This window comes from Shewanella sp. SM20 (genome assembly GCF_025654545.1).
GTDB classification, from domain to species: domain Bacteria; phylum Pseudomonadota; class Gammaproteobacteria; order Enterobacterales; family Shewanellaceae; genus Shewanella; species Shewanella oncorhynchi.
On sequence record NZ_JAKKRK010000051.1, the window covers coordinates 38,048 to 62,005 of the forward strand.

At 46.1% G+C, this 23,958-nt stretch carries 21 protein-coding genes and 1 pseudogene; 16 read left to right on the forward strand and 6 right to left on the reverse strand.

Going from position 1 to position 23,958, the window contains the following annotated elements; translation table 11 throughout:
* Positions 1-124 precede the first annotated feature (124 nt).
* The 3 genes from L5M18_RS18365 to L5M18_RS18375 all read left to right on the forward strand — a co-directional run bounded on the left by L5M18_RS18365 (position 125) and on the right by L5M18_RS18375 (position 2,375).
* Positions 125-1,168, forward strand: a complete 1,044-nt coding sequence (locus L5M18_RS18365; RefSeq protein ID WP_263198122.1) for a hydrolase — start codon at positions 125-127, stop codon at positions 1,166-1,168.
* Positions 1,152-1,397: a YheU family protein gene (locus L5M18_RS18370; protein WP_263198125.1), complete on the forward strand. Its 246-nt coding sequence runs from the start codon at positions 1,152-1,154 to the stop codon at positions 1,395-1,397. Before L5M18_RS18365 ends, L5M18_RS18370 begins: the two co-directional genes overlap by 17 nt.
* A gap of 90 nt (positions 1,398-1,487) precedes the next feature.
* Entirely contained in the window at positions 1,488-2,375 is an 888-nt protein-coding gene (locus tag L5M18_RS18375) for a phosphoribulokinase (protein WP_011847692.1), read from the forward strand.
* A gap of 401 nt (positions 2,376-2,776) precedes the next feature.
* On the opposite strand, the gene L5M18_RS18380 is transcribed toward L5M18_RS18375, so the two are convergent.
* Positions 2,777-3,286: a GNAT family N-acetyltransferase gene (locus tag L5M18_RS18380; RefSeq protein ID WP_263198138.1), complete on the reverse strand. Its 510-nt coding sequence runs from the start codon at positions 3,284-3,286 to the stop codon at positions 2,777-2,779.
* Between the two features lie 190 nt (positions 3,287-3,476).
* Positions 3,477-4,769 (reverse strand): aminopeptidase PepB, encoded by a 1,293-nt coding sequence (pepB, locus tag L5M18_RS18385; RefSeq protein WP_113939740.1) that lies wholly within the window; start codon positions 4,767-4,769, stop codon positions 3,477-3,479.
* 201 nt (positions 4,770-4,970) lie between these two features.
* Here pepB and sfsA point away from each other — a divergent pair, with 201 nt between their 5' ends.
* The 10 genes from sfsA to L5M18_RS18435 all read left to right on the forward strand — a co-directional run bounded on the left by sfsA (position 4,971) and on the right by L5M18_RS18435 (position 14,540).
* A complete protein-coding gene (gene sfsA / locus L5M18_RS18390; RefSeq protein WP_006085987.1) occupies positions 4,971-5,675 on the forward strand; it encodes a DNA/RNA nuclease SfsA in 705 nt (234 codons plus the stop codon).
* 163 nt (positions 5,676-5,838) lie between these two features.
* Positions 5,839-6,282 carry an RNA polymerase-binding protein DksA gene (gene dksA / locus L5M18_RS18395; RefSeq protein ID WP_006082967.1) on the forward strand — a complete coding sequence of 148 codons (444 nt, stop codon included), beginning with the start codon at positions 5,839-5,841 and terminating at the stop codon, positions 6,280-6,282.
* Positions 6,283-6,451: 169 nt separating this feature from the next.
* Positions 6,452-7,366 carry a tRNA glutamyl-Q(34) synthetase GluQRS gene (gene gluQRS / locus L5M18_RS18400; protein ID WP_263198129.1) on the forward strand — a complete coding sequence of 305 codons (915 nt, stop codon included), beginning with the start codon at positions 6,452-6,454 and terminating at the stop codon, positions 7,364-7,366.
* A gap of 19 nt (positions 7,367-7,385) precedes the next feature.
* A complete protein-coding gene (locus L5M18_RS18405) occupies positions 7,386-8,927 on the forward strand; it encodes a polynucleotide adenylyltransferase PcnB (protein ID WP_263198132.1) in 1,542 nt (513 codons plus the stop codon).
* Positions 8,927-9,409, forward strand: a complete 483-nt coding sequence (folK, locus tag L5M18_RS18410) for a 2-amino-4-hydroxy-6-hydroxymethyldihydropteridine diphosphokinase (protein ID WP_263176450.1) — start codon at positions 8,927-8,929, stop codon at positions 9,407-9,409. Before L5M18_RS18405 ends, folK begins: the two co-directional genes overlap by 1 nt.
* A 56-nt stretch (positions 9,410-9,465) precedes the next feature.
* A complete protein-coding gene (panB, locus tag L5M18_RS18415; protein ID WP_198572880.1) occupies positions 9,466-10,263 on the forward strand; it encodes a 3-methyl-2-oxobutanoate hydroxymethyltransferase in 798 nt (265 codons plus the stop codon).
* Positions 10,264-10,287: 24 nt separating this feature from the next.
* Positions 10,288-11,133: a pantoate--beta-alanine ligase gene (gene panC, locus L5M18_RS18420; RefSeq protein WP_263183061.1), complete on the forward strand. Its 846-nt coding sequence runs from the start codon at positions 10,288-10,290 to the stop codon at positions 11,131-11,133.
* A gap of 389 nt (positions 11,134-11,522) precedes the next feature.
* Positions 11,523-12,050, forward strand: a complete 528-nt coding sequence (locus tag L5M18_RS18425; RefSeq protein WP_263198134.1) for a DUF4124 domain-containing protein — start codon at positions 11,523-11,525, stop codon at positions 12,048-12,050.
* Between the two features lie 550 nt (positions 12,051-12,600).
* Positions 12,601-13,020: a curlin gene (locus L5M18_RS18430; RefSeq protein ID WP_105251518.1), complete on the forward strand. Its 420-nt coding sequence runs from the start codon at positions 12,601-12,603 to the stop codon at positions 13,018-13,020.
* Between the two features lie 14 nt (positions 13,021-13,034).
* Entirely contained in the window at positions 13,035-14,540 is a 1,506-nt protein-coding gene (locus L5M18_RS18435) for a curlin (protein ID WP_168822495.1), read from the forward strand.
* A gap of 174 nt (positions 14,541-14,714) precedes the next feature.
* Here L5M18_RS18435 and L5M18_RS18440 read toward each other — a convergent pair whose 3' ends face one another.
* Positions 14,715-15,380, reverse strand: a complete 666-nt coding sequence (locus L5M18_RS18440; protein WP_014611267.1) for a helix-turn-helix transcriptional regulator — start codon at positions 15,378-15,380, stop codon at positions 14,715-14,717.
* A gap of 394 nt (positions 15,381-15,774) precedes the next feature.
* Positions 15,775-16,383 (reverse strand): DUF2238 domain-containing protein, encoded by a 609-nt coding sequence (locus L5M18_RS18445; protein WP_105251516.1) that lies wholly within the window; start codon positions 16,381-16,383, stop codon positions 15,775-15,777.
* 154 nt (positions 16,384-16,537) lie between these two features.
* Between L5M18_RS18445 and serA the strand changes: the two genes are divergently transcribed.
* On the forward strand, positions 16,538-17,767 hold the full coding sequence (serA, locus tag L5M18_RS18450; protein ID WP_105251515.1) for a phosphoglycerate dehydrogenase: 1,230 nt from the start codon (positions 16,538-16,540) through the stop codon (positions 17,765-17,767).
* 154 nt (positions 17,768-17,921) lie between these two features.
* A complete protein-coding gene (gene ygfZ, locus L5M18_RS18455) occupies positions 17,922-18,884 on the forward strand; it encodes a tRNA-modifying protein YgfZ (protein ID WP_263198137.1) in 963 nt (320 codons plus the stop codon).
* Positions 18,885-18,972: 88 nt separating this feature from the next.
* On the opposite strand, the gene L5M18_RS18460 is transcribed toward ygfZ, so the two are convergent.
* Both L5M18_RS18460 and L5M18_RS18465 read right to left on the reverse strand, forming a co-directional pair.
* Positions 18,973-19,989, reverse strand: a complete 1,017-nt coding sequence (locus tag L5M18_RS18460; RefSeq protein WP_028759378.1) for a two-component system response regulator — start codon at positions 19,987-19,989, stop codon at positions 18,973-18,975.
* Between the two features lie 48 nt (positions 19,990-20,037).
* Positions 20,038-23,715 (reverse strand): annotated as a pseudogene (locus L5M18_RS18465) (response regulator); the annotation flags it as partial.
* 98 nt (positions 23,716-23,813) lie between these two features.
* On the opposite strand from L5M18_RS18465, the gene L5M18_RS18470 reads away from it, so the two are divergent.
* Positions 23,814-23,958: transposase family protein (locus L5M18_RS18470; RefSeq protein ID WP_263195732.1), on the forward strand; the 145-nt coding region annotated here is incomplete at its 3' end.

The following is a 23,958-nucleotide window of genomic DNA, read 5'->3' on the forward strand; positions in this document are numbered from 1 at the left end:
CAATGGCCGCGAGTTTATACCCAAGCGACCTCAAAATACGAATTTCAGCATTTTGAGTTGGTTTGGGTATAAATTAAACACACGTTTTAATTTTCAGCAATAGCCGATACCAAGATAAACATCTATGCCAAATTCCTTTATGCCACCTTGGTGGGCCAAGAGTCCCCATATACAAACGATTTTACCCGTATTCACTAAAGTGGCCAAACCAGCATTACAGCGGCAGCGCTTAGAGTTACCTGATGGCGATTTTATCGATTTAGATTGGCAGGATGTTCCACAGTCTGGCAAACCGATCGTGGTGATCATCCACGGCTTAGAAGGAAGTGCTCAGTCCCATTATGCACGGCGGATACTGCAAGCCTGTAAAGAACAGCAACTCGCTGCCGTCGTGCACCATCACAGAAGTTGTTCGGGTGAGGCCAATCGCCTCGCCCGCAGTTATCACAGTGGCGATACGGACGATTTACAGTTTAGTCTATCGACACTGAAAAGCGCGTATCCGCAATCGCCCTTATTAGCCGTAGGTTACAGTTTAGGCGGCAATGTGCTGACTAAGTATCAAGGCGAATATCAGGATGATAGTTTATTAGCCCGCGCAGTGGTTGTCTCTGCGCCGCTGCAATTGTCCGCCTGCGCTAAACGCTTGGAAAATGGCTTTTCGAAGGTGTATCAAAGCTATTTAATCAAACAGTTACAACAGAAAATCAGCCATAAACTGAATGATCCCGACTTAGCCATCTCTATGCCGCTAAGCCAGTTGCAGGTCGACCGTTTAAATACCTTCTATGATTTTGACGATAAAGTCACAGCGCCATTACACGGCTTTGACGGCGTCGACGATTACTATACGCGTGCCAGTGGCTTACCCTTTGTCAGCCGTATAACTAAACCGACGCTCATCATACATGCTAAGGACGATCCCTTTATGACCGATGAAGTGATCCCCCAATCGAGTCAATTGTCGGGCTATGTGGAATACGAACTGCATCCCTATGGCGGTCATGTTGGCTTTATCGAAGGCGGTACACCTTGGAAACCGCGCTTCTATCTTGAGCGACGGATTTTACACTTTTTACTCGGCGATCAAAGTGTTGACCCACTTAGCGTAGACCCCATCAACGGCGACAATATTCTCCAAGGAAGCACCGATGCTCATTCCCTATGAAACCCTGTTACAACTCCCCCAGGAAACGCTGGCCAATCTGATCCGCGAATATCTCTTCGGTCAAGTGGAGGATGGCAGCTTTGCCAGTCTCGATGAACAGGAACTGGCTCAGGCGATAGTCCAATGTCAACAAGCACTTAAACAAGGTAAGCTGAAATTAGAGTACAGTGAAGACGATGAGTCCTTCGCATTACGCTCGGCGGATCAAATAGCACAGCAGCAAGATTGACCAGTCCTACCTCTGTACCGTATAAATAGTACTCGCGTTTTTATCGCTTCCCCATAAGCGGCTCTTTTGGTTCCTAGCTAGGTAGAAAAAATGTCAGCAAAACATCCCATTATTGCAGTTACAGGCTCATCAGGCGCGGGAACCACCACCACCACGACCGCCTTTAGCCATATTTTTCGCCAACTCGGGATCAACGCCGCCTTTGTCGAAGGCGACAGTTTTCATCATTTTACCCGCGCCGAAATGGAAGTCATGATCCGCAAATCCCAAGCTGAAAACCGCAATCTTAGCTATTTTGGCCCAGAGGCTAATAACTTTGCTCGTTTAGAACAATGCTTTCGCGATTACAGCACCACAGGCCAAGGTGAAACCCGCAGCTATTTACACACCTTCGATGAGGCAGTGCCTTTTAACCAGATGCCTGGCACTTTTACCCAATGGCGACCACTACCTGAAAATACCGATATGCTCTACTACGAAGGCTTACATGGCGGCGTAGTTACTGGTGATGCCAATGTCGCCCAGCATGTGGACTTGCTGATCGGCATGGTCCCCATAGTCAACTTAGAGTGGATCCAAAAAATTATCCGCGATACTTCGGAGCGTGGCCACAGCCGTGAAAAAGTCATGGGGTCAATTGTGCGCAGTATGGACGACTATATTAAGCACATGACGCCACAGTTCTCCCGCACTCACATTAACTTTCAGCGAGTACCGACGGTCGATACCTCTAACCCATTTAGTGCCAAAGATATTCCGAGCTTAGATGAGAGCTTTGTGGTGATCCGCTTCCGCGGTATCAATAATGTCGACTTCCCCTATTACCTCAATATGATCCAAGGTTCATTTATGTCACGGGTCAACACACTCGTCGTCCCCGGCGGCAAAATGTCGCTGGCGATGGAGCTGATCCTTACGCCTTTGATTAAAGATTTGATGGAAAAACGTCAACAACTTAATACTCCAGAGGCGAACTGAAACCTTGAGGATTTGTGGGCAATTTTGACTAAAGGCTAAGGAAATAAAGTCTTTTTTTGCAATGGATTAAGTTTTATTTAAGCCACTCGCGCTAATCTTGTCGGCATCGGGATTTCAGGCGAAAGAACGATAGTTGGCATACTCTTGGGAGTTAATTCCCCCATCTTGATCTGTTGATTTCCTTGAGTATGTCAGCAACCTGTTAACGTAACTTTAAGTCTTCAGAGTTAATTCCACATCCATACTTGATCTGTCGATTTCCTTGAGTATGTCAGCAACCTTTTTAACGAAACTATATAAGTTAATTCCGCATCCATGCTTGATCTATTGATTCCCTTTAGTATGTCAGCAACCTCTGATGAATAGCTAACTCCATACCAGTGCTTGAGCCAATATGCATTTTAAACTGATTTTCTGCGCACGAGATTCTTGTACATCACCATGCACTCTAAGGCTATGCCTCTGGGCGAACAGTAAATAGATTCCTCCTCTAACCCCTCACCACCAAAACCACAGTGGCGATAGAAATCCACCGCATTTAAAGTTGATTCTAATCTGAGTTGGGCTATCCCCTGATTAAAAGCCATAGTTTCAATAAATTGTAGCAATACCTTGCCGACACCTAAGCCCATAGCATTGGGGGAAACAAACAAGGCTTCTAACTGGGCATAGGGTTCATCCAACATGGCAGTGCCGACCACAGTCTTAAGCTGCGACTCGTCAGAGGACAACTCTGCTACATAAAAATGTGCATCGACGATACGACTAAATTGCTCGGTCAGTTCGCCCTCGGTCCAAATCACCAGATCGCCCGCATCATAAAATCCAGCGCAGCCCTTATTAATAGCTGCATTACGGATATCCCAGCAGGCCTGAGCATCCGCTTTCGTTGCTTTTCGTATAGTTATCATCATGTTTTCCAATTAAAAATGCTCAGCCATAACATGCCATGAAGCCGCTAAAACGCCAAGTAAACGAGTGATCTCATCTTTCAACCAATAAAAAACCGCCCGTAGGCGGTTTTAATCAAAGCCACAGAACCTTAATGGATCTTTAGCTAACATATCTGACTTAGTCTTAGCGCTAGGCTTAAATCTAGGCTTAGCCTTTAATCAATTCACTAATAGTCAATACGCCGTGGGTCGTTGCACCCGCGCCCCACATGGCAGAAGCTGAATCTTCAAAAGCGCCTGCTAAATCAACGTGTAACCATTTAGCTTCGGGTGACACGAAACGCCATAAGAAACCAGCGGCATTAGAAGCACCACCTGCACCACCGCCTTTCATTGCGCGGCTGTTTGCGGTGTCAGCATAGGCAGATGGACACATTTCTTTGTGCCAAGGATCCAGCGGCAGCGGCCATACGCGCTCGGCAACGCTAGTGGCTTTTTGCTGGGCCAGTTGCAACACATCCGCCTGTGGCGAGAAAATCGCGTTGTAGTTAGAACCCACCGCCATCACAGCGGCGCCTGTAAGGGTCGCTGCATCGATAATAAAAGGTGCGCCTGTAGCAGAAGCGGCTTGTAGGCCATCGGCCAACACTAAGCGCCCTTCCGCATCTGTGTTCACCACTTCAACTGTTACACCATTTTTGTAGGTCAGAATATCACCTAACTTATAGGCGCGGCCGCTGATCAAGTTTTCAGCACAACATAAGAAGAGTTTAACGCGTTTGTTGAGGCCAGATTTGATCGCTAAACCAAGTGCTGCAGTCACAGTCGCCGCGCCGCCCATATCGCATTTCATGCCTAACATGCCTTCAGAAGCCTTGATGCTGTAGCCGCCAGAATCAAAGGTTATCCCTTTACCCACAAGCGCCACAGACACAGGTGCATCGGCGGCTAATGGGTTGAAGTCTAACTCTAACATTGCCGGTGGACGCTCACTGCCGCGACCGACGGCATGGATACCAATCCACTGTTCTTCAAGCAGCGCTTCACCTTCGATAATCCGATAACTCACCTTGTCGCCACCAACCTCAGCCAACCATTTTGCGGCTTGCTGGGCGAGTTTCACTGGCGACAGGTTCTCAGGCGTATCGTTGATCAGTTGACGGGCAAAAGTCGCCACATCGAGTCGACGTTGCAATTCTGCTTGCACAGACTCATCACCACACCAATGGATTTGATAGCCTGGTTTTGCCGTCGCGAAACCTTGGGCAAATACCCATTGGCTATTGAGATCCCAAAACTGCCCAGCTAATTCCACACTGCTAATGCCTTGACTGCGCAGTTTACGGGCCGCCATTTGAATTTGACGCAGCTCATCGCCACCCGCTAAATGAATTTGCGCACCGTCGGCAGTATAAGTCACATCAGCCTTGCCCCAGTGCGCGGCGGGTGCTTCTTTGGTTAATTGCACTTTCATCAATTCAGTTACTTTTAGTTCACTCATTAGGGATCCTTATTTTTCGATTCGTTTTAGAATAATCAATCAGAACAATCAATCAGCAATCAGAACAAACTTTATGGCGGCAGTTTACTGCTAGCAGGCGATGACGCAAAGCGATTGGCTGAAGTTACTCAGGTAAAATCTGTAAACATTTGCGAAATTTGCTAGGCTTTGCGACCTAGAACAGCCGAGATAGGTCTACCGATGGAATTTACTCCGCCACTACAACAGGGCATTTTATTGCGCCGCTATAAGCGTTTTCTGGCCGATGTGCAGCTAAGCGATGGCAGTGAGATCACCCTACATTGCCCCAATACCGGCTCTATGCGTAATTGCCTGTATCCCGGTGAAACCGTATGGTTTTCTACCTCTGATAACCCTAAACGTAAGTACGCCCATACATGGGAACTGATGACCACGCCAGATGCTGGCTTAATCGGGATCCACTCGGGTCAGGCGAACACCTTAGCCGAAGAAGCCATCAATAAAGGTATCATCAAGGAACTCACGGGTTATGATAGCCTCAGCCGTGAAGTCAAATACGGTGATGAAAATAGTCGCATCGATATCCTGCTACAGGGTGCTCAAAAACCCGCCTGTTATATAGAAGTCAAAAGTTGTACTTTGCTCGAGGATGGCCAAGGTTATTTTCCTGATGCTGTGAGCCTACGAGGCCAAAAACATTTACGTGAATTGATGCACATGGTCAGTCAAGGCCACAGAGCCGTATTGCTGTTTGTGGTGCAGCACAGTGACATATTCAGTGTTGCTCCCGCAGCACATATCGACCCTGAATATGCTAAGTTACTGAAAAAAGCAGTGTTAGCTGGAGTTGAAGTCCTTGCCTATCGCTGTGAAATGTCCCCGACTGAGATTCACCTAGCCCAAGCCTGTGTTGTCCGAGTATGATGTTAAGGCTGAGTTAAATTTGATTTCATTTGAATTAGCGAACATAGTCAAAAAATTCAATCAAAGCAGAATGAAAAGTTTGCCTCGATGTGAAGATTCTGCTATAGATAGCGGCCGTTCTTAAGGACGCCCTACAAACGCAAATGATTACAGGAGATGCGTTATGCCTGAAGGCACCAAAAAACTTGGCGTACTCGCTATCGCAGGTGTAAATCCTTACCAGGAAAAGCCGGGTGAGGAGTATATGAACGCTAAGCAACTGGGTCACTTCAAGACAATTCTTGAAGCTTGGCGCAATCAGTTGCGTGAAGAGGTCGACCGTACTCTTAGCCACATGCAGGACGAAGCCGCAAACTTTCCCGATCCTGTTGACCGTGCAGCACAAGAAGAAGAGTTCAGCCTCGAACTTCGTGCTCGCGATAGAGAACGTAAGCTGATCAAAAAAATCGAAAAAACACTGCAAAAAATTGAAGAAGACGATTTCGGCTTCTGTGATTCTTGCGGTATCGAAATCGGCATCCGCCGTCTCGAAGCGCGTCCAACAGCCGATCAATGCATCGACTGTAAAACGCTTGCAGAGATCAAAGAGAAACAAATGGCTGGTTAATCAAGCATACTGGGCGGGGATTTCCCCGCCTATTTGTTTCTAGCAACTCGTAATCTCGACGAGCTTAAGCCAAGCTCACTCCAATTTACCCCGATTCGCTTTTCTCTTAGCATACCTCTAAAATACATCCACTTTTACCGTCGCGACTTTAAAACGCCATCTAGTTGTTATGTCAAAGCTATTACATTCCGATTTATCCAGCCAGCCCTATGTCGGCCGCTTTGCGCCTTCGCCTTCGGGTGCCTTGCACTTTGGCTCGCTTATCGCCGCCCTTGGCAGCTATCTGCGCGCCCGCTCCCTACAGGGTAAATGGCTAATTCGCATCGAAGATATAGACCCACCGCGGGAAGTCAAAGGTGCCGCCGATGATATCTTACGCACCTTAGAAGCCTATGGATTTGAGTGGGATGATATGCCTCTGTATCAAAGCCAGCGCACAGCAGCTTATCAAGCGCAAATTGACTCGCTGCTCGCCCAAGATAAAGCCTATTTCTGCCAATGTAGTCGCAAGCAAATTCAAGCCATGGGCGGCGTCTACGATGGCCGCTGCCACCGATTACCACAAACCCAGTCTGCAAATCTTGTTAGGTCGGGTGCGGTGCGAATCGTCAACACGGCGCAAGTGCAAGAATTTGATGACAATCTAATGGGCCATATTTGCGTTGATCGCCATTTTGCCGCAGAGGATTTCATCATCAAACGCAGTGATGGTCTGTACGCCTATCAACTGGCCGTGGTACTCGACGATGCTTATCAAGGGGTCACCGAAGTGGTTCGAGGCTGCGACTTAATCGAGGCCAGTTGTCGCCAACTGAGTTTGTATCAAAGCTTTGGTTTAGCCGCACCGCAATGGCTGCACTTGCCACTCGCCTGCTTAAGTAAAGGCTTTAAGCTCTCAAAACAGAATCATGCACAGGCAATTGATACACTTAATCCACAGGCGAGCCTCAATGCGGCACTGACATTTTTAGGCCAAACACCCGTCGAAACCCGCGGCTCTGTGGCACGAATGCTCGCTCAAGCCGTGGATCAGTTTCAATTATCCACTATACCGCAACAATCTGAGATACTGATCGAGCCCTGATATACTCATTAGGCCGCATTTGGTATATGATAGCCGCCAGATTTTTAATCAAATAACAGATCATATTTCGAGGTGTCCCATTTTTCGCCGTATCAGCCAATTCTGCAAACAGCTATTTGAAGACGCGCCTAAAACGACCGCTCCGACTCCAGCTCAGATTGAACCAACAACGCCAGAACAAAATTCCGGTGCTTTGAGTTTAGAGTTAGTACCAAGAGATGCCCATACCATCTCGCGCAAACAAATCAGCGAGAATGCCCTTAAGGTATTATACAGACTGAATAAATCTGGCTTTAAAGCCTATTTAGTCGGCGGCGGTGTACGCGATTTACTCTTAGGGATTGAACCGAAAGATTTCGACATAGTGACCAATGCAACACCGGAAGAAATCAAAAAATTATTCCGTAATTGCCGTGTTGTCGGTCGCCGTTTCCGCTTAGCGCACATTGTTTTCGGCCGCGATGTGATTGAAGTCGCCACCTTCCGCGGTCACCACGGCGAGAGTAATGAGAAAGCCTCTAAAGCCAATGCCGAAGGGCGTTTGCTGCGCGATAACGTCTATGGCGAAATCGATGAAGATGCCGAGCGCCGCGACTTTACTGTCAATGCCCTCTATTACGATATCAGCGATTACTCGATTCGCAGCTATGGCGGCGGTATGGCCGATCTAAAAGCGGGCACCCTAAGATTAATCGGCGATCCTGAAACCCGTTACCGTGAAGATCCTGTGCGTATGTTAAGGGCGGTGCGTTTCGCCACTAAGCTCAACATGGGTATCGAAACCGTCACAGCCGCACCGATTAAACAATTAGCGCCGCTGCTCAAAGATATTCCGGCAGCGCGTATGTACGAAGAAGTTTTGAAACTCTTCTTTGCAGGCAAAGCCTTAGCCAACTTCGAACTGATGCAAGAATACAAGCTATTCGCGCCGCTGTTTCCGCAAGTGGCCGCTCTGCTAAAAGATGATCCTAAAGGTACGACCATGAAAATGGTGCAAGCCATCATGAAGAGTACAGATCAAAGAGTTAACGAAGATAAGCCGGTCACACCTTCATTCTTCTATGCTGCGCTTCTCTGGTATCCACTGCGTCAACGCGCCGAGGATATCGCGGTTGAAAGTGGCCTAACCTTATATGATGCCTTCTTTGCCGCCATGGGCGATGTGATGGAGCAGCAATGCCAAACCATTAGTATTCCACGCCGTTTTAGTACGCCAGCAAAAGACATTTGGCAGTTACAGTTACGCTTTGATCGTAGCCAAGGCACCCGCGCCTTTAAACTAATGGAACACCCTAAGTTTAGAGCTGCATACGATTTACTCTTACTCAGGGGCGAAGTCGAAGCGGGTAATGTCGCTAAAAGTGCCGCTTGGTGGCAACAATTTGTCGAAGCCGATGAAACAGAACGTTTAGCTATAGCGCGTAGCGGCAGTAAATCGCCAAACCGCAACCGTAATGCCACCCAACGTCGTCGCCGTCCTCGTGCACCGAATGCCGATAGTTCAGCGCCGACGAACGCACCTAAAGCGAGTGGCACACCTAAAGTTAAAACGGCTGAATAATGCCCCGCGTCTACGTCGCATTAGGCGCAAATCTTAAAGATCCCAAGGCTCAATTGGACAATGCCGTGACGGCATTGTCCGCCTTAGGCAACAGTCTCATCGTTTCTCCCTATTACCATTCGACGCCTATGGGCGATGTCGTGCAACCCGATTATGTAAATGCGGTGGCGAGTTTCGATACTGATCTTGCGCCATTAGCTTTACTCGATGCACTGCAGCATATTGAAAACACCCAAGGTCGAGTCCGCCTAGAGCGTTGGGGGCCTAGAACCTTAGATCTCGATTTACTCTTGTATGGTAATGAGAACATTGACATTCCTAGACTCAAAGTGCCCCACTACGGCATGAAAACGCGCAGCTTTGTGCTCGTGCCTTTAGCCGCAATTGCACCGGATCTGATTCTGCCGTGCAACACTGCCATCGACAGTCTTATCGATACAAAAATGTTGGCCGAGTTACAACAACTGGGCATTGATCATTGAAGTCCGTCCTCAGTTAGCTTATAACACCACTTCTATTTGGTTTGAAGATCATCCATATGTCTAAAATTACTAGCTCAACCCTGTTGAAATACAAACAGGAAGGTAGAAAATTCACGGCACTGACAGCCTATGATGCCAGTTTTGCCAGCGCGTTCGATAGCGAAGGTGTCGATGTGCTGCTGGTCGGCGATTCTTTGGGAATGGTTCTCCAAGGCCATGACGATACCCTGCCCGTCACTACAGCAGAAATCGCTTACCATACTCGCTGTGTTCGTCGCGGTATCGAACGTGCGCTGCTGATCGCCGATATGCCCTTTATGAGTTACGCCACGCCAGAACAAGCCATGGTCAACGCCACTGAGTTAATGCAAGCTGGCGCAAACATGGTCAAAGTCGAAGGTGGCCACTGGTTACTCGAAACCGTCACTAAGCTCACCGAACGCGGTATTCCTGTATGTGCCCACTTAGGCTTAACGCCTCAGTCGGTTCATGTGTTTGGTGGTTTTAAAGTGCAAGGCCGCGATGCCGAAAATGCCCAGCGCATCCTCGACGAAGCTAAAGCTTTAGAAGCTGCAGGGGCTCAACTACTCGTAGTGGAATGTATCCCTGCACCTCTCGCTGCGGCGATCACTCAAGCCTTAACGATTCCAGTCATTGGAATTGGCGCAGGCGCATCGACTGATGGACAAATCTTGGTGATGCATGATGTGTTAGGTATTTCAAGTGGTTACATTCCACGTTTCTCGAAAAACTACCTAAAACAAACCGGTGAAATTCGTTCTGCGGTACGTGCTTATATCGACGAAGTTGCCCAAGGAACCTTTCCTAGCGAAGAACACACTTTTAACAAATAACAGATTTATGCAAGGTAAGGCTCAATGATCACTAGCGCCCATATTGATGATATTCGCACTCAAGTGCGTGCATGGCGTGCCAAGGGCGAAACTGTCGCCTTTGTGCCGACCATGGGCAATCTCCATCGGGGACACATCACCTTAGTGAAAGAAGCGGCTAAACGTTGTGATCATGTGGTGGTATCGATTTTCGTCAATCCAATGCAGTTTGGCCAGAATGAAGATCTCGATGCCTACCCACGCACACTCGCAGCCGACAGTGAAGCCCTCACGGCTGCTGGCGCTGAGTTGCTGTTTACCCCAACGCCAGCCGTGATGTATCCCAAGGGCTTAGCGCAACAAACCTATGTTGAAGTGCCTGGTATTTCAGATCTGCTCTGCGGCGCTAGCCGTCCGGGGCATTTTCGTGGCGTTGCGACAATCGTCTGTAAACTATTCAACATAGTACAGCCCGATGTGGCACTCTTTGGCAATAAAGACTATCAACAGCTATTAGTCATTGAAACTATGGTTGAAGACTTGTCATTACCGATTGAGATTATCGGTGTTGATACCATACGTGAGGACTCAGGTTTAGCCATGAGTTCGCGCAATGGTTATCTCACCGCCGCAGAAAAAGCCGCGGCACCAGCGTTAAAACAGGCAATAGATGCTATGGCTGCAGGAATCAAACAAGGTCAGAGTGTTGATACTGTCACCGAGCAAGCGAAAATCAGTTTAGTGGCGGCGGGCTTTACGCCGGATTATCTGGAAATTCGTCATGCCCACACGCTTGAGAAAGCGCAGAGCCAAGACCAAACCTTAGTCATTTTGGCCGCCGCCTATATAGGTAAAGCGCGACTTATCGACAACTTAAGGTTCGATCGCTAATCTCTTAAGCGTTATCAATAAATAAAAAGGAGCAGTCGCTCCTTTTTATTTACCCAATGACCGACCAGAAGCTATTTTCTTCTTTAGAATCAATCCAAGCGCCAAAAATTTGAAGCGTCAAAAAACTGGTTTTATCCCTAAATTTACGCCATAGTATGATGCAGATGTTAATTTAAGGTAAATGATTAGCGGCAGACATTGACGAGTGAATTTGACCTTATAATGATGCATGGCTAATCCTTTAATTTATTAGGCTTAACAGCCAGTTAAACCTAATTAAAGCGGTTATAAAGGCATAATAATGTAAACGTCATAATCATTATTTATCATGCTTAATCAAACAATTAAATCATAATAGCTATGCAAGTGTACAAAGGATTTGTGGCCTCATGGCAAGACTGATACTCACCCTAATTTGTGTTATTTTGCCCACTGCAATACAGGCAAATACCATTTATAAATGCCGTAAAGATGACAAAATTGTCTTTAGCCAAACCGCTTGTCCGCAGGAATTTAGCCAACATAAAATCGAATACCAGTTAGGGATAACGACTGAAGTAGACTCTGATAAAAGAGACATTCCTGTCGATCCCTTACACACTCTACTGAATAGTCGAACCATTTCTAAAGAAAAATTATTGCAGTTACTCGACGGCGAGATATATCGTCTTAAGCAGGAAAATAGCTATTTTGAAATCCTGCGCGCCAGTGAATTGCAGAAATTAGAACGTAAGCGTTATTGGCAAAATAAAGAGAAAACCGATCCTGAATACATTAACGAAATGGACGATATCAATACTCGCTTCAATGCGTTAACTGTGAGTAATAACAGTGCGATGCAACAACTGCAAGACCGTAAAAGCCAAATCAGTACCGAAGCATTCCATGAAGAGTTAAAAGAACCAGAAAAGCACTGATCTCGCATAAAACAGTAGTATTAATCTCTTCTCTACCCCATTAAGGAATTCAATCATAATAATGGTTAATTTTCCGCTCACAGTAATGTCCCTTTGTTTAACCTAGGATTCATTACCCCAAGGACAAGAAGCCTGTTGTTGCACACAGAGTAAATGACATAGGTTTCTACAGTTAATTAAACCCCACAGCAGTTTCTCGCTGGCACAAACGCGTGCTTTTTTATCAAGAAAATGCAAACGCGATAGTCGATGTATTTCCCTTCACTTGTTATTGCATTGTTTAAAAAAATACTCTCTTCACAACAAATACGACTTAACTACTAGGACAACTAGGCTAGACCCCTTAAATAAAAACACGTCAATAAACATATAAAATCTATTTAATCAATACGATATAAATACAGCCATCATTTGCCTTCCGTTAATCCTTTCTAGAATAAATACCCGTTTGGCCAATTGCGACATATTAACGGGACTCGTATCTTCAGGTCTGAATTTGGGATGCAAGTTGCTTTAAGCAGCCCAAGATATTTGATGCAAGGAGTCACCCGTGCCAAATACCTCTATACGCTTTTTGGTGCCGCTGATCTTGCTCTGTAGTTGTATGACTTCAGCACAAGAGCTGAATGTCAACGAGTTACCCGTAACCCTTCAGGCATTACTGGAACGTTCCGGTCGCGATAACCTTATCGAGCTGGTTCAACAAGGCACTGCCAACCAAGGATTACTGTTCCAGTCAGGCAGCGATAACAAGGCCGATGTAACACAAGTGGGCAATGATAACGATGCGCTAATCACACAGATTGGTTCAAACAATGAAGTCCAACTACTGCAAGTCGGCAGTCAAAATACGGCTTCAGTGACACAAATTGGCAATGACAATCTCGTGCAACTGAACCAACTAGGAAGCGGCAACTTTTCGATTCAACAGATTGCGGACGGTGCTGCAATCTCAATAACTCAATATTAAACAGGGAGCGTCACATGAAATCACAAGCTAAAAAATCACTTATTGCTTTGGCCATTGCAACAGGTTTAAGCGGTCAAGCTTTTGCTGCCAGTACAGTGAGCGAAATTAGCGTAGTACAGTCAGGCCAAGCCCAAGACACTTTAGTCTCACAAACGGGTGGCCTTAACGCTGCTGCGGTTGTGCAAACAGGTACAGATCAAACCGCAACCGTCATCCAAGACGGTGTGTGGCATGAAGCGGCTATTAATTCAACGGGTGATGATAACAAGGTCCAAATAACGCAACAAGTTGACTGGCATGTGGCAAGTGCAAATGTTGTAGGTGACAACAACAATGTAAATGTGTCGCAAGATGGTTTCTTTAACCAAAGCAGTAGCGATGTTACTGGCAACGATAACACTGTATTCGTTAACCAATTAGGCGAAGTCAACGAAAGCCAAGTTGAAATCACTGGCGCTGAAAACAGCGTGTTTGTTGAGCAAGAAGGCGATGCTAACTTTGCAGTTTTTCGCGTTGAAGGCAGCAACAACGACGGTAAAATCACACAAATCGGTGACAACAACCAAGCGGGTTTAATCGCTCTCGACTTAACCGCTAACGTGGGTAACAACAACGACGTTTCTGTTAATCAAGCGGGTAACAACAACTTTGGCGCGGCTAAGGGTATTGCAGGCGACAACAACAAAGTAGACATGGTCCAAAAGGGTGATAACCATGTAGGCTTCGTTTACGCACTGGCGGGCAGCAAAAACGATATTTCAATGGATCAAAAAGGTACCGGCAACACGGCTTATCTTGCTATGACTACGGGTGATGACAACAGTGTCGATATTACCCAAAATGGCAGCGGCAACACTATCGGTGATACTTTAGTGGCCGATATCCAAGGTGATGATAACGATATTACTATCACTCAAAAAGGCGATGTCAACGGTGCAGAGTTCCAAGTATGGGGCGATAGCAACGACGTTGACTTGAAACAAAAAGGCGATGCGAACTTCGCAACCTTTGGTGCATACGGTACAGATAATGACTTCGATTTATCCTCTAAAGGCGATAACAACGAAATCATTGCCTTCGCTGATGGTGAAGATAACAGTATTGAAGTTAGCCAAGAAGGCGATGAGAACTTTGCTTATGTAGATGCCGTGGGTAGCGATAACGAAGTTGATGTTGAGCAAGATGGCGCTGAGAACGAAACATTGATTTCTGTTGCTGGCAACAACAATGCCGATGTCAGCGCACTTCAAAGTGGCGATCTTAACGTTATTGACCTGATTATTGAAGGTGATGAAAACACCGCGCAAATTACTCAATCAGGTAACGGTAACTGGGTAGGCGGCGATAACGACACTTCATTTGCTTCAAATTCATTTGGCGTTAGCGGTGACAATAACAGCCTGTCAATCACTCAAACGGGTAATGACAACTTAGTGTTAGGTTCTCAAGCGGGCACTAACAACAGCATCAACGTGAACCAATCAGGCAATATGAACGTTGCCACTGTAGTGCAATACTAGTCAATACTGTTAAACCACCACAGCTAAACTCTTTGGTGGTGGTTTATAAAAAGGGTGTTAAACAAAAAGCGGGAATGTTTAAATAAACATTCCCGCTTTTCTATGTTGATATGCTAGTAATCATTAACATTAACCACTCACAGCGAAAAGCTAACGACCAATATCTTTAACTGACTAACTGCACAGCTCAAAGTGAGTTTGATAGGTTTGCGCCCAACGTAAAAGCTCAACCCGATTACGAGACTGGGTCTTGCGGAAAATAGAAGAAATATGTGCCTTCACTGTATGTTCGCTGATACATAACCTATGAGCGATTTCTTTATTTCTCGCACCACTCGATACGAATTGAATGATAGTGCGTTCACGGGATGTCAGCATCTGCAGCATAGCTACAGTATCAGAGGGCATTTCATTATTACCTTCTAACTTTTGTACAACACGGCGGAACATTTTGCTTAGTAAAGTTCTATCGTACCAAAGTTCCTCTGCCACCATTTTACGTAAACCCGTTAACATCAGATCCATACGTTGATCGGCAAATAAAATACCTCGAATGCCGAGTAACATTGCAGATTCTTGGTCTAAGGAGTCACGCTCAACTTGATACAGCGCCACAGGAAAATGTGACACTAATCGCGAAGCTAACAGAGGTATCCCTTTGTTATCTAATGCTGAACCTTTTTGGGTGATCAGATAAAAACTACGGCGACTCTTGTCTAAATCCAGTTCAGCCGCATGCTTTACTATACGCGTTTTCAAACCTATGGATTCAGCGAGTAACGCTAAATGACATGGCGCGGCCATTTGGTGTAAAAAAACCAATTCATTAATTGTGCTCAATGACTCTCCTCCCTGAAAAGTATTCTCTATTGCAAAATGGTATGTTTGACTCGTCTTTTTAGTTAGATTTTTCAACATTCCATTAACCTAGTTAATTCTGACTAGTTAACGATTGAAAAACATCACCCAAATGTACTATTCCCTGTTTAATGCTAGTAGGTTCGACTAACTCACCACAATAAAATGGAATAACAGTCAAAAATACCGTTTTACTTGGCCAACGCCCAGCACCTAATACTTTCCAACTATGACGTTATCAATCCAAAGTTGCAACACAAAGAAAACACAATAACAACACTAAAGTATGACAACTCAATGTCATCACACTCACACCATATATTTCAGGGAAGAAAGTCTTACAACTCGAACAGAGAGCATCACCCACTTTTAGCCGCTAAATCCTCTGCTTGAGTCTCGCGATTTGTTTATCTTGAAAACGAGACAGTAAAGCTAACGCGACAATTGCACCAATGAGGGCAAGAAACATGTCAGATTGGGTATCCCATACATAGCCTTGAGTCCCTAAAAAGGCTTCCGCCCCTTCGCCGGTTGCCACGGCAACCCACCATTCGATCAGTTCATAAAACGCCGAAAAAGCGAGCACAAAACAAGTGGCAAGAAACGCGCACCAAGCCCCAGGTTTGACAGCTTGATTACGCAACATAATTTCACGGGCGAGCATGGCTGGGATAAAACCTTGCGCAAAATGACCTACTTTATCGTAATTATTACGTTCTGAACCCATCCAATCGGCAATCGTGTCGAATAACGGCACTTCAGCGTAAGTATAATGAGCGCCTACAAACAACACACAGCAGTGTATTAAGACGAGAAAATACACTAAAGGTGTCAGTGGAAAACGTTTGCGAGTAAAGAATAAAATCGGTACAGCAATCAATGCAGGCAAGGCTTCGAGCCACCACGTGAAAGGATCTGCGGGTTTTATCGCCGACCACACCAAAACTGAGAGGTAAATACCGCACCATGCGATTTTGTTATTCAATGTTTCTTCCTCTTATGCGATATTGTTCTAAATTTAGAATATTAACTTTAGCCATCTAGCCCTCCACACTGAGCAAAAAAAGTGCTACTTTGGTGGGTGAAGGTTGTGAGCATATCATAAGAAACATTTCTATTAATTAGAGGGTACCCATATCATGGCGAAACATTCGCTGGACAAGGATAAGATCAAGATCCTGCTGTTGGAAGGCGTCCACCAATCTGCGGTCGATGTATTTGAACGTGCGGGATACACCAATATCGAATACCACAAAGCTTCCTTAAGCGATGAAGCCTTACTTGAGTCCATTAAAGATGCGCATTTTGTGGGACTTCGTTCGCGTACCCAATTAACTGCAGAGGTGCTGAAACGTGCCGAGAAGTTAATCGCGATAGGATGTTTCTGTATTGGAACCAACCAAGTTGACCTTGCCACCGCCGAATCCCTTGGTATCCCAGTATTTAACGCTCCCTTCTCAAACACTCGCAGTGTTGCAGAACTCGTGATTGGCGAGATCATTATGTTAATGCGGGGTATCCCTGAACGCAACGCTATCGCTCACCGTGGCGGCTGGATGAAAACCGCAGCGGGCAGCTATGAAGTGCGTGGTAAAACCTTAGGTGTGATTGGTTACGGCCATATTGGTACTCAACTTGGCATTCTGGCGGAAACCTTAGGTATGCGTGTCGTGTTCTTCGATATCGAAGACAAACTGCCACTAGGTAACGCACAACAAGTCCATTCGTTAGAACTCCTATTAGCACAAGCTGATGTAGTTAGCTTACATGTCCCTGAAACTCCACAAACAAAAGACATGATAGGCGCTGCCGAGTTTGCAGCAATGAAAAAGGGCAGCATCTTTATCAACGCATCACGCGGTACTGTAGTCGATATTGAAGCTTTAACCGTTGCGTTAAAAGAACGTCACCTCGCAGGTGCCGCAATCGATGTGTTCCCCGTTGAACCACAATCGAATGACGATGAATTTATCAGTCCTCTACGCGGTTTAGACAATGTTCTACTCACGCCGCATGTCGGCGGTAGCACGGCCGAAGCCCAAGAAAACATTGGTATAGAAGTCGCAGGTAAGCTCGCTAAATACTCAGACAACGGCTCAACCGTTTCTGCGGTTAACTTCCCTGAAGTGTCATTACCAACACATAAAGGCACCTCGCGCTTGCTGCATATTCACCAAAACCGTCCGGGCGTGTTGATCAAGATCAACCAAGCCTTCTCGGAAAAAGGCATCAACATCGCCGCCCAATATTTGCAGACCACCGCAGAAATTGGTTATGTCGTGATGGAAGTAGACACAACTCAAGCGGAAGAAGCCTTAGTTGAACTCAAAGCCATTGAAGGTACATTGCGTACTCGCGTGCTGTTTTAAACTTTAAACTCCACTCGCTTTAAGCCTATCGACTAAAGCACACATATTAAGGCGCACAGATCATTCACAGATATGTGCGCCTTATGCTTTTGAGCCAACTGGAATTCCGTTACAATCTAGCCTCTCACATCGTCTTCATTTTCAGGATCTCGCTATGACTATTTCAGTTTCTACGCCCCATTGGGATCTGGACGCTACCTTGCCTCCACTTATGCTTGCCAACTTATCTCATTTGGGCCTCATCAAAGTCGTTGGAGAACAAGGCCGCAGTTTTATCCATGGCCAAGTGACCACAGATATCAGCTCATTGGCCACGGATCAATGGCGCTGGGGCGCCCATTGCGATCCTAAAGGTAAAATGCTGGCCAGTTTCAGAACCTTTGCCATTCAAGATGCACTCTTTATGTTGATGCCAAAGGATGCCATCGAAGTCGATTTACCCCAGTTACAAAAATATGCCGTGTTTAGTAAAGCCACCTTAAGCAATGCATCCGCTGAGTGGACTCTGCTCGGCGTTGCTGGTGAACAGGCAAGCCAATTCGTGAACAAACATTTTGGTGACATTCAGCAAGAGCTCACACTCATTGAAAATGGTGCGATTTTAAAAGACGCTGAACGTTTTATTTTAGTATTAACACCAGATGCCGCAGCAGCTTTAGTTGCGCAATCGGAACTGAGTGTATTTGACGCCAGTGCATGGCAAGCGTTAGAGATTGCAGCAGGTTACCCCAACCTTGCCGCCAGCCATGCCAGCCAGTACGTACCGCAGATGTGTAATCTACAAGCGGTTAACGGTATCAGCTTCAATAAGGGCTGTTACATGGGGCAAGAAACCATAGCGCGCATGAAATATCGCGGTGGTAATAAACGCGCCCTGTATATTTTGCGCGGTCACACTAGTCTTCAAATCACCCTAGCATCAGGCCTCGAAATCGCGATGGAAGACAGTTTTCGCCGTGGCGGTCAAATCATTGAGTTTGTACAGCGTGGCAATCAAGTCTTGTTAACCGCCGTACTTCCTAATGACACGCCTAATGATACTCAGCTGCGTTTTGCCGACGATGAACAATCACATTTAACGCTCCAAGCCCTGCCCTACTCATTAGATGAAGCGTAATACTTTGATTTAATATGATTAGTATAAAATATTGAAGCAGAATAAAGGCGCCAATGGCGCCTTTATCTTAGTCAATGCACTTCGAGCATCAATTTTCTAAATAAGTATCTCGAATAGCAATTGCTTCTGGCAGGATTTGCTTGAACTCCTCCACCAGCTTAGGATCGAAATGTTTTCCCGCTTGATTTTCAAATAGCTCCATAGTTGCTTCAATCGTCCAAGCCTGCTTGTAAGGCCGTTGCGAAGTCAGCGCATCGAACACATCCGCAATCGCGGTGATACGCCCTTCAAGGGGGATTTCTTCGCCAACCAAGCCATTGGGGTAACCTGAACCATCCCACTTCTCATGGTGAGTTAAGGCGATACGACGGGCCATTTGCAATAACGGATCGCTATGTTCACCAATAATTTCTGCACCTATGGCGGCGTGCTGCTGCATAATTTCCCATTCCTGCGCATCAAGTTTCCCTGGCTTTTTCAGCACTGCATCGGGCGTACCGATTTTACCAATATCGTGCATAGGCGCCGCATTAAAAATCAAGTCACAAAAGGTCGTCGGTAAGCCGAGCTTTATCGCTAATATGCGGGCGTAATGGCTCATACGCACAACATGTAGACCCGTCTCGTTGTCCTTGTATTCAGCGGCACGGCCAAGACGACGGATAATCTCGAAACGGGTTTCTTCTAATTCGTGGGTACGAACTTTAACTTGTTGTTCGAGTAGACGTTTTTGATCATAAAGCGCAAGATGCGTTTTAACCCGCGCTTTAACGACAGGCGCACTTACGGGCTTAGTAATGTAATCCACCGCGCCCAATGCAAAACCTTGGGCTTCATCAGCAATTTCAGATAAGGCGGTCACGAAGATCACCGGAATATGGCTGGTCAGCGGCTCTTGCTTTAGCAGCTTGCAGACTTCATAGCCATTCATACCAGGCATCATGACATCGAGAAGAATCAAGTCAGGCCGCGATTTTGTCACTAACGCTAATGCCCTTGGCCCATCGATCGCCACTTTGACTTTATAATCATCACCTAGAATACCAATCAAAATATCAATATTCTCAGGTGTATCATCGACGACTAATATTGTTGCTTTTTCCATTAACAACTCCACTCAATGTCACGCATTATAAATTCGCGCTACCGCTTTCTATCCTAACTGTGTAATCACATCGTCAATTAAGTCGATTGCCTCATCAAACTGATACTGGTTAATCATAGATAAAGCGGGGCTTAATGTTTGCCACATTGCACTACTCACCTTCGGCTTTAACGCATCAATTTTTGCCACAGCGCTGGCATCGGCTTCATCTAAGTTCTGCCGCAAGGCCTGTAATGCCGCCCTTAAATCTTCAGCAGATAATAAATCAACGGCTTGAGGTTCGGCTTGATTCACTATCACCGGCTTAGCCTGTTCAATCGCATCGCAGATAGAGGCCACTAGCGGTTGAATTTGAACCAATTCATCTTCATAGGGCGCTTTCCCTGTTAAATGCAACTCAAGCAAACGCGCTAATTCCACCAACTTTGCCGAACTTAAATTACCCGCTAAGCCTTTAAGGGTGTGGGCGATACGCACCGCATCTTCGACTTGATTCGCCGCGATGGCTTTGCGAACCTGCTCCACCACATTACGTTGACTGCTCACGAAACGATCAAAGATTCTTTGATAAAGACGCGTCGAATGCTGTACCAGTTGCAAACCTCTATCGATATCCAACTCAGGGTGTTCTGGCCACTTGAGCAATACCGTTTTATCAGCGCCATTGCTGACTTCACCCTGTGCGCTGGACGAAGTTAACCGAGTTGAGGCTTCTGCCCTTATCGCTGCAGAAATTCCAGAAGAAGATCCGAGGTATTTCAATAGGGTTTGATAAAGCACATTCACTTCTATGGGCTTGGCAATATGGTCATTCATCCCAGCCCGAAGACACATATCTCTATCACCAGCCATCGCATTAGCAGTCATAGCGACGACAGGTAAATTTGCCAACTCAGGCCTTTTCCTTATCGCTTTAGTGGCTTGATAACCATCCATCACCGGCATTTGACAGTCCATTAACACTAGATCGAAATGCTGTTGGGATAGCTTATCTAAGGCAATTTGACCATTGGTCGCTATGGATAAAATAATCCCCACTTGCTCTAAAAACTCGCTGGCGACTTCGAGATTCATCTCGTTATCTTCCACTAATAAGATACGCTTCCCTTGAAGTGGCAATAATAACTGCGGCGCCAGCTCTTCAGTGCGGCGTCTCACTGGCAATATGCCTTCACGGCCAATCGCATTCATTATGCCATCGAGCATGCGTGAGGCGCTGATGGGTTTACTTATGTACCCCGCCAGTGCTAATTGCTCAATTTGAGTGATAAATTCATGATTAGCATGGGCGGATACCATCAAGATCTTAGGCTGAGACTTAGCCTGTAGTTGGATCTGACGGGCGGTTTCTAACCCGTCCATATTGGGCATTTTCCAATCGATTAAGGCCACTTCATAGGTCTGCAGTAAGCAGCGGCTTATTGCTTCTTCACCTGAACGAACCGTATCGACTCTAAAGCCCATACTTTCGAGCGTTGTACGCATTATGTCCCTAGCGGTCGCGTTATCATCTACCACCAGCACAGACATGCCCTCAAGCTCTTGCTCAAGCACTAATTTTTGGCCCTCGGAAATTTGTAACTTCACAGTGAAATAGAAGGTGCTGCCATGACCAAATTGACTTTCGACACCAATATTGCCCCCCATGAGTTCAACGAGTTGCTTACAAATAGCCAAGCCTAAGCCTGTACCACCGTATTTACGGGTGGTTGAAGTATCCGCTTGGGTAAAGGATTTAAATAATTTTGCTTGCTGCTGCTCAGTTAAACCTATGCCGCTGTCACGCACGCTAAAACGCAACACGACATCATCATCTTGCTGCTCAACTAAACTTAACGACAGTAACACCTCACCCCGTTCGGTGAACTTAATGGCGTTATTCATCAGATTAATCAACACTTGCCCTAATCGCAGCGAATCCCCTAACAGATAACGAGGCACGTTGGGCGCAACGGCAAACAATAATTCAATCTGTTTGTGGGCGGCTTTCTCAGAGAACATATCGCTGAGATCTTCCAACATAGTGTCGAGCTGAAATGGCACAGATTCTATGTCGAGCTTACCCGCTTCAATCTTAGAAAAATCCAGAATATCATTGATAATTGATAGTAGAGACTGCGATGCCCGCTCAATCTTCTCTACATAATTTTTCTGTTTTTGATCAAGCTCAGTCTGCAAGCACAGCTGCGACATGCCGATAATGGCGTTCATCGGGGTGCGTATTTCGTGGGACATATTCGCCAAGAAGTCACCCTTGGCTTTACTGGCGGCATCGGCTTGCTCTTTGGCAAGTAACAGTTCATCGGAGAGCAATTTAAGCTCTGTCATATCGACCATGCTTATCACAGCCGATTCAAATTGTCCTTGGGCATCTAACAGTGCCGACACATTGACCGTCATCCATAAAGGTGCACCAGAAGGACGAATAAAGCTTCTCTCGCCACGATAATGGTCAATTTTGCCACCGACCAATTCCTTAAATTGCGCCTTGGCAATAAGCTTATCTTGCGCGCTAAGGACCTCAAAAATTGCGGTATTGCGTAAACTCTCCCGTGACCGCGCCATATCGGCACAGAATTGGTCATTACAATCTAAGATAACGCCTTTAACATCAACATTGACGATACCAATGGTCGCACCATCGAACAGTGCCTTAAAGTGCGCTTCACTGAGGGCTAACTCTTGTTCTATGCTCTTGCGTTGGGTAATGTCCATTACATACCCATTCCAAGTAATGGCGCCATCTTCTTCTACATGGCCGCTCGCCCCCGCCTCCATCCAACGTATGCTGCCATTGGGATGGCGATAACGAAACTCGCGGATCCATTGAAACCTATCTTCACTCTTACCTGAAAGTGCCCGCACGACATCCGGCCTTTCGTCATCAAAAATCCGCTCAGCTATGATGTCAAAATTACTAATAAGATCATCACGATGTAGACCCAGCATTTTCATTGCCGCACCAGAGAGAAAGGTAAATCTGCGATCAGTAGGCGAGTGCCACAACAATTGGTACACGGTACAAGGAATAGACTCTGTAATATTGGTCAATTGCAGGCGCGAAGCCTCTAGCTGTCCTATAGCAAACTTACTCTCTGTGATGTCATCAATACTGCCGTCGAACCAAAGTGGAACGCCCTCTTCGGTATAACTTGCCTTACCTTTCTCATGCACCCAGCGCACACTGCCATCGCGATGGCGGATACGATATTCCACTTCAAAGGTAGCTTGAAGTGCGAGTGCTTTATCCATTTCGTGCAGGCAGAAGCCCCGATCTTCCTCGATGATCAAAGAGATATAAGTACGATTCTGATTATTGATAAATTGGCTTGCGGCATATCCCGTAATTTCACCAATATTGTCACTGATATATTCCATTACCCAAATATCGCCAATACGTAAACGATATACGGCGCTAGGGATATTGGAGACCAATCCACGAAAACGCTCCTCACTCTCCCGAATTTTAAGTTCAACCGCAATTTTATCCGTCATATCGCGAATCGAAGCTGCAACTTGCTTTTGTCCATCCGCATCCGCAGGGAGCATACTCAGCGCAATTTCAGCAATAAATTCATTACCATCGGCTTTTAAAGCCCGAACATGACGCGCATTTGCCATGCCTCTATCGCGGCCTTCGCGAAGGAATAGTTGTCGCTCAAGAACATGTCGGGTTCCCAATTCTTGTGGCAGTAACTGCTCAACTTGCAAACCCAACATAGCCCCAGGGCAAGATCACGAACATTTAACGCGCACTTTAACATAACTGATTGACCGCGATCTTCCGTTGTGATCAGATACTGGCTTTTACGCGGAGCCAGTTTATGAACATCGATATTTTTGCAGAGCACTTTTCAGAATTAGAAGACCCAAGGCAAGCATCTAAGGTCGTTTATCCCTTGTTTGACGTGGTGTTTTTAACGCTGTGTGCAGTTATCGCAGGCTGTGAGGGCTGGGAAGATATTGAAG

Excerpts from the sequence above, each read along its gene's own strand:
- L5M18_RS18375 (WP_011847692.1), top strand. The coding sequence starts at position 1,488 with ATGTCAGCAAAACATCCCATTATTGCAGTTACAGGCTCATCAGGCGCG.
- dksA (WP_006082967.1), top strand. The coding sequence starts at position 5,839 with ATGCCTGAAGGCACCAAAAAACTTGGCGTACTCGCTATCGCAGGTGTA.
- ygfZ (WP_263198137.1), top strand. The coding sequence starts at position 17,922 with ATGACTATTTCAGTTTCTACGCCCCATTGGGATCTGGACGCTACCTTG.
- panC (WP_263183061.1), top strand. The coding sequence starts at position 10,288 with ATGATCACTAGCGCCCATATTGATGATATTCGCACTCAAGTGCGTGCA.
- L5M18_RS18370 (WP_263198125.1), top strand. The coding sequence starts at position 1,152 with ATGCTCATTCCCTATGAAACCCTGTTACAACTCCCCCAGGAAACGCTG.
- serA (WP_105251515.1), top strand. The coding sequence starts at position 16,538 with ATGGCGAAACATTCGCTGGACAAGGATAAGATCAAGATCCTGCTGTTG.
- L5M18_RS18380 (WP_263198138.1), bottom strand. The coding sequence starts at position 3,286 with ATGATAACTATACGAAAAGCAACGAAAGCGGATGCTCAGGCCTGCTGG.
- pepB (WP_113939740.1), bottom strand. The coding sequence starts at position 4,769 with ATGAGTGAACTAAAAGTAACTGAATTGATGAAAGTGCAATTAACCAAA.
- L5M18_RS18365 (WP_263198122.1), top strand. The coding sequence starts at position 125 with ATGCCAAATTCCTTTATGCCACCTTGGTGGGCCAAGAGTCCCCATATA.
- panB (WP_198572880.1), top strand. The coding sequence starts at position 9,466 with ATGTCTAAAATTACTAGCTCAACCCTGTTGAAATACAAACAGGAAGGT.
- gluQRS (WP_263198129.1), top strand. The coding sequence starts at position 6,452 with ATGTCAAAGCTATTACATTCCGATTTATCCAGCCAGCCCTATGTCGGC.
- sfsA (WP_006085987.1), top strand. The coding sequence starts at position 4,971 with ATGGAATTTACTCCGCCACTACAACAGGGCATTTTATTGCGCCGCTAT.
- L5M18_RS18425 (WP_263198134.1), top strand. The coding sequence starts at position 11,523 with ATGGCAAGACTGATACTCACCCTAATTTGTGTTATTTTGCCCACTGCA.
- L5M18_RS18435 (WP_168822495.1), top strand. The coding sequence starts at position 13,035 with ATGAAATCACAAGCTAAAAAATCACTTATTGCTTTGGCCATTGCAACA.
- L5M18_RS18460 (WP_028759378.1), bottom strand. The coding sequence starts at position 19,989 with ATGGAAAAAGCAACAATATTAGTCGTCGATGATACACCTGAGAATATT.
- folK (WP_263176450.1), top strand. The coding sequence starts at position 8,927 with ATGCCCCGCGTCTACGTCGCATTAGGCGCAAATCTTAAAGATCCCAAG.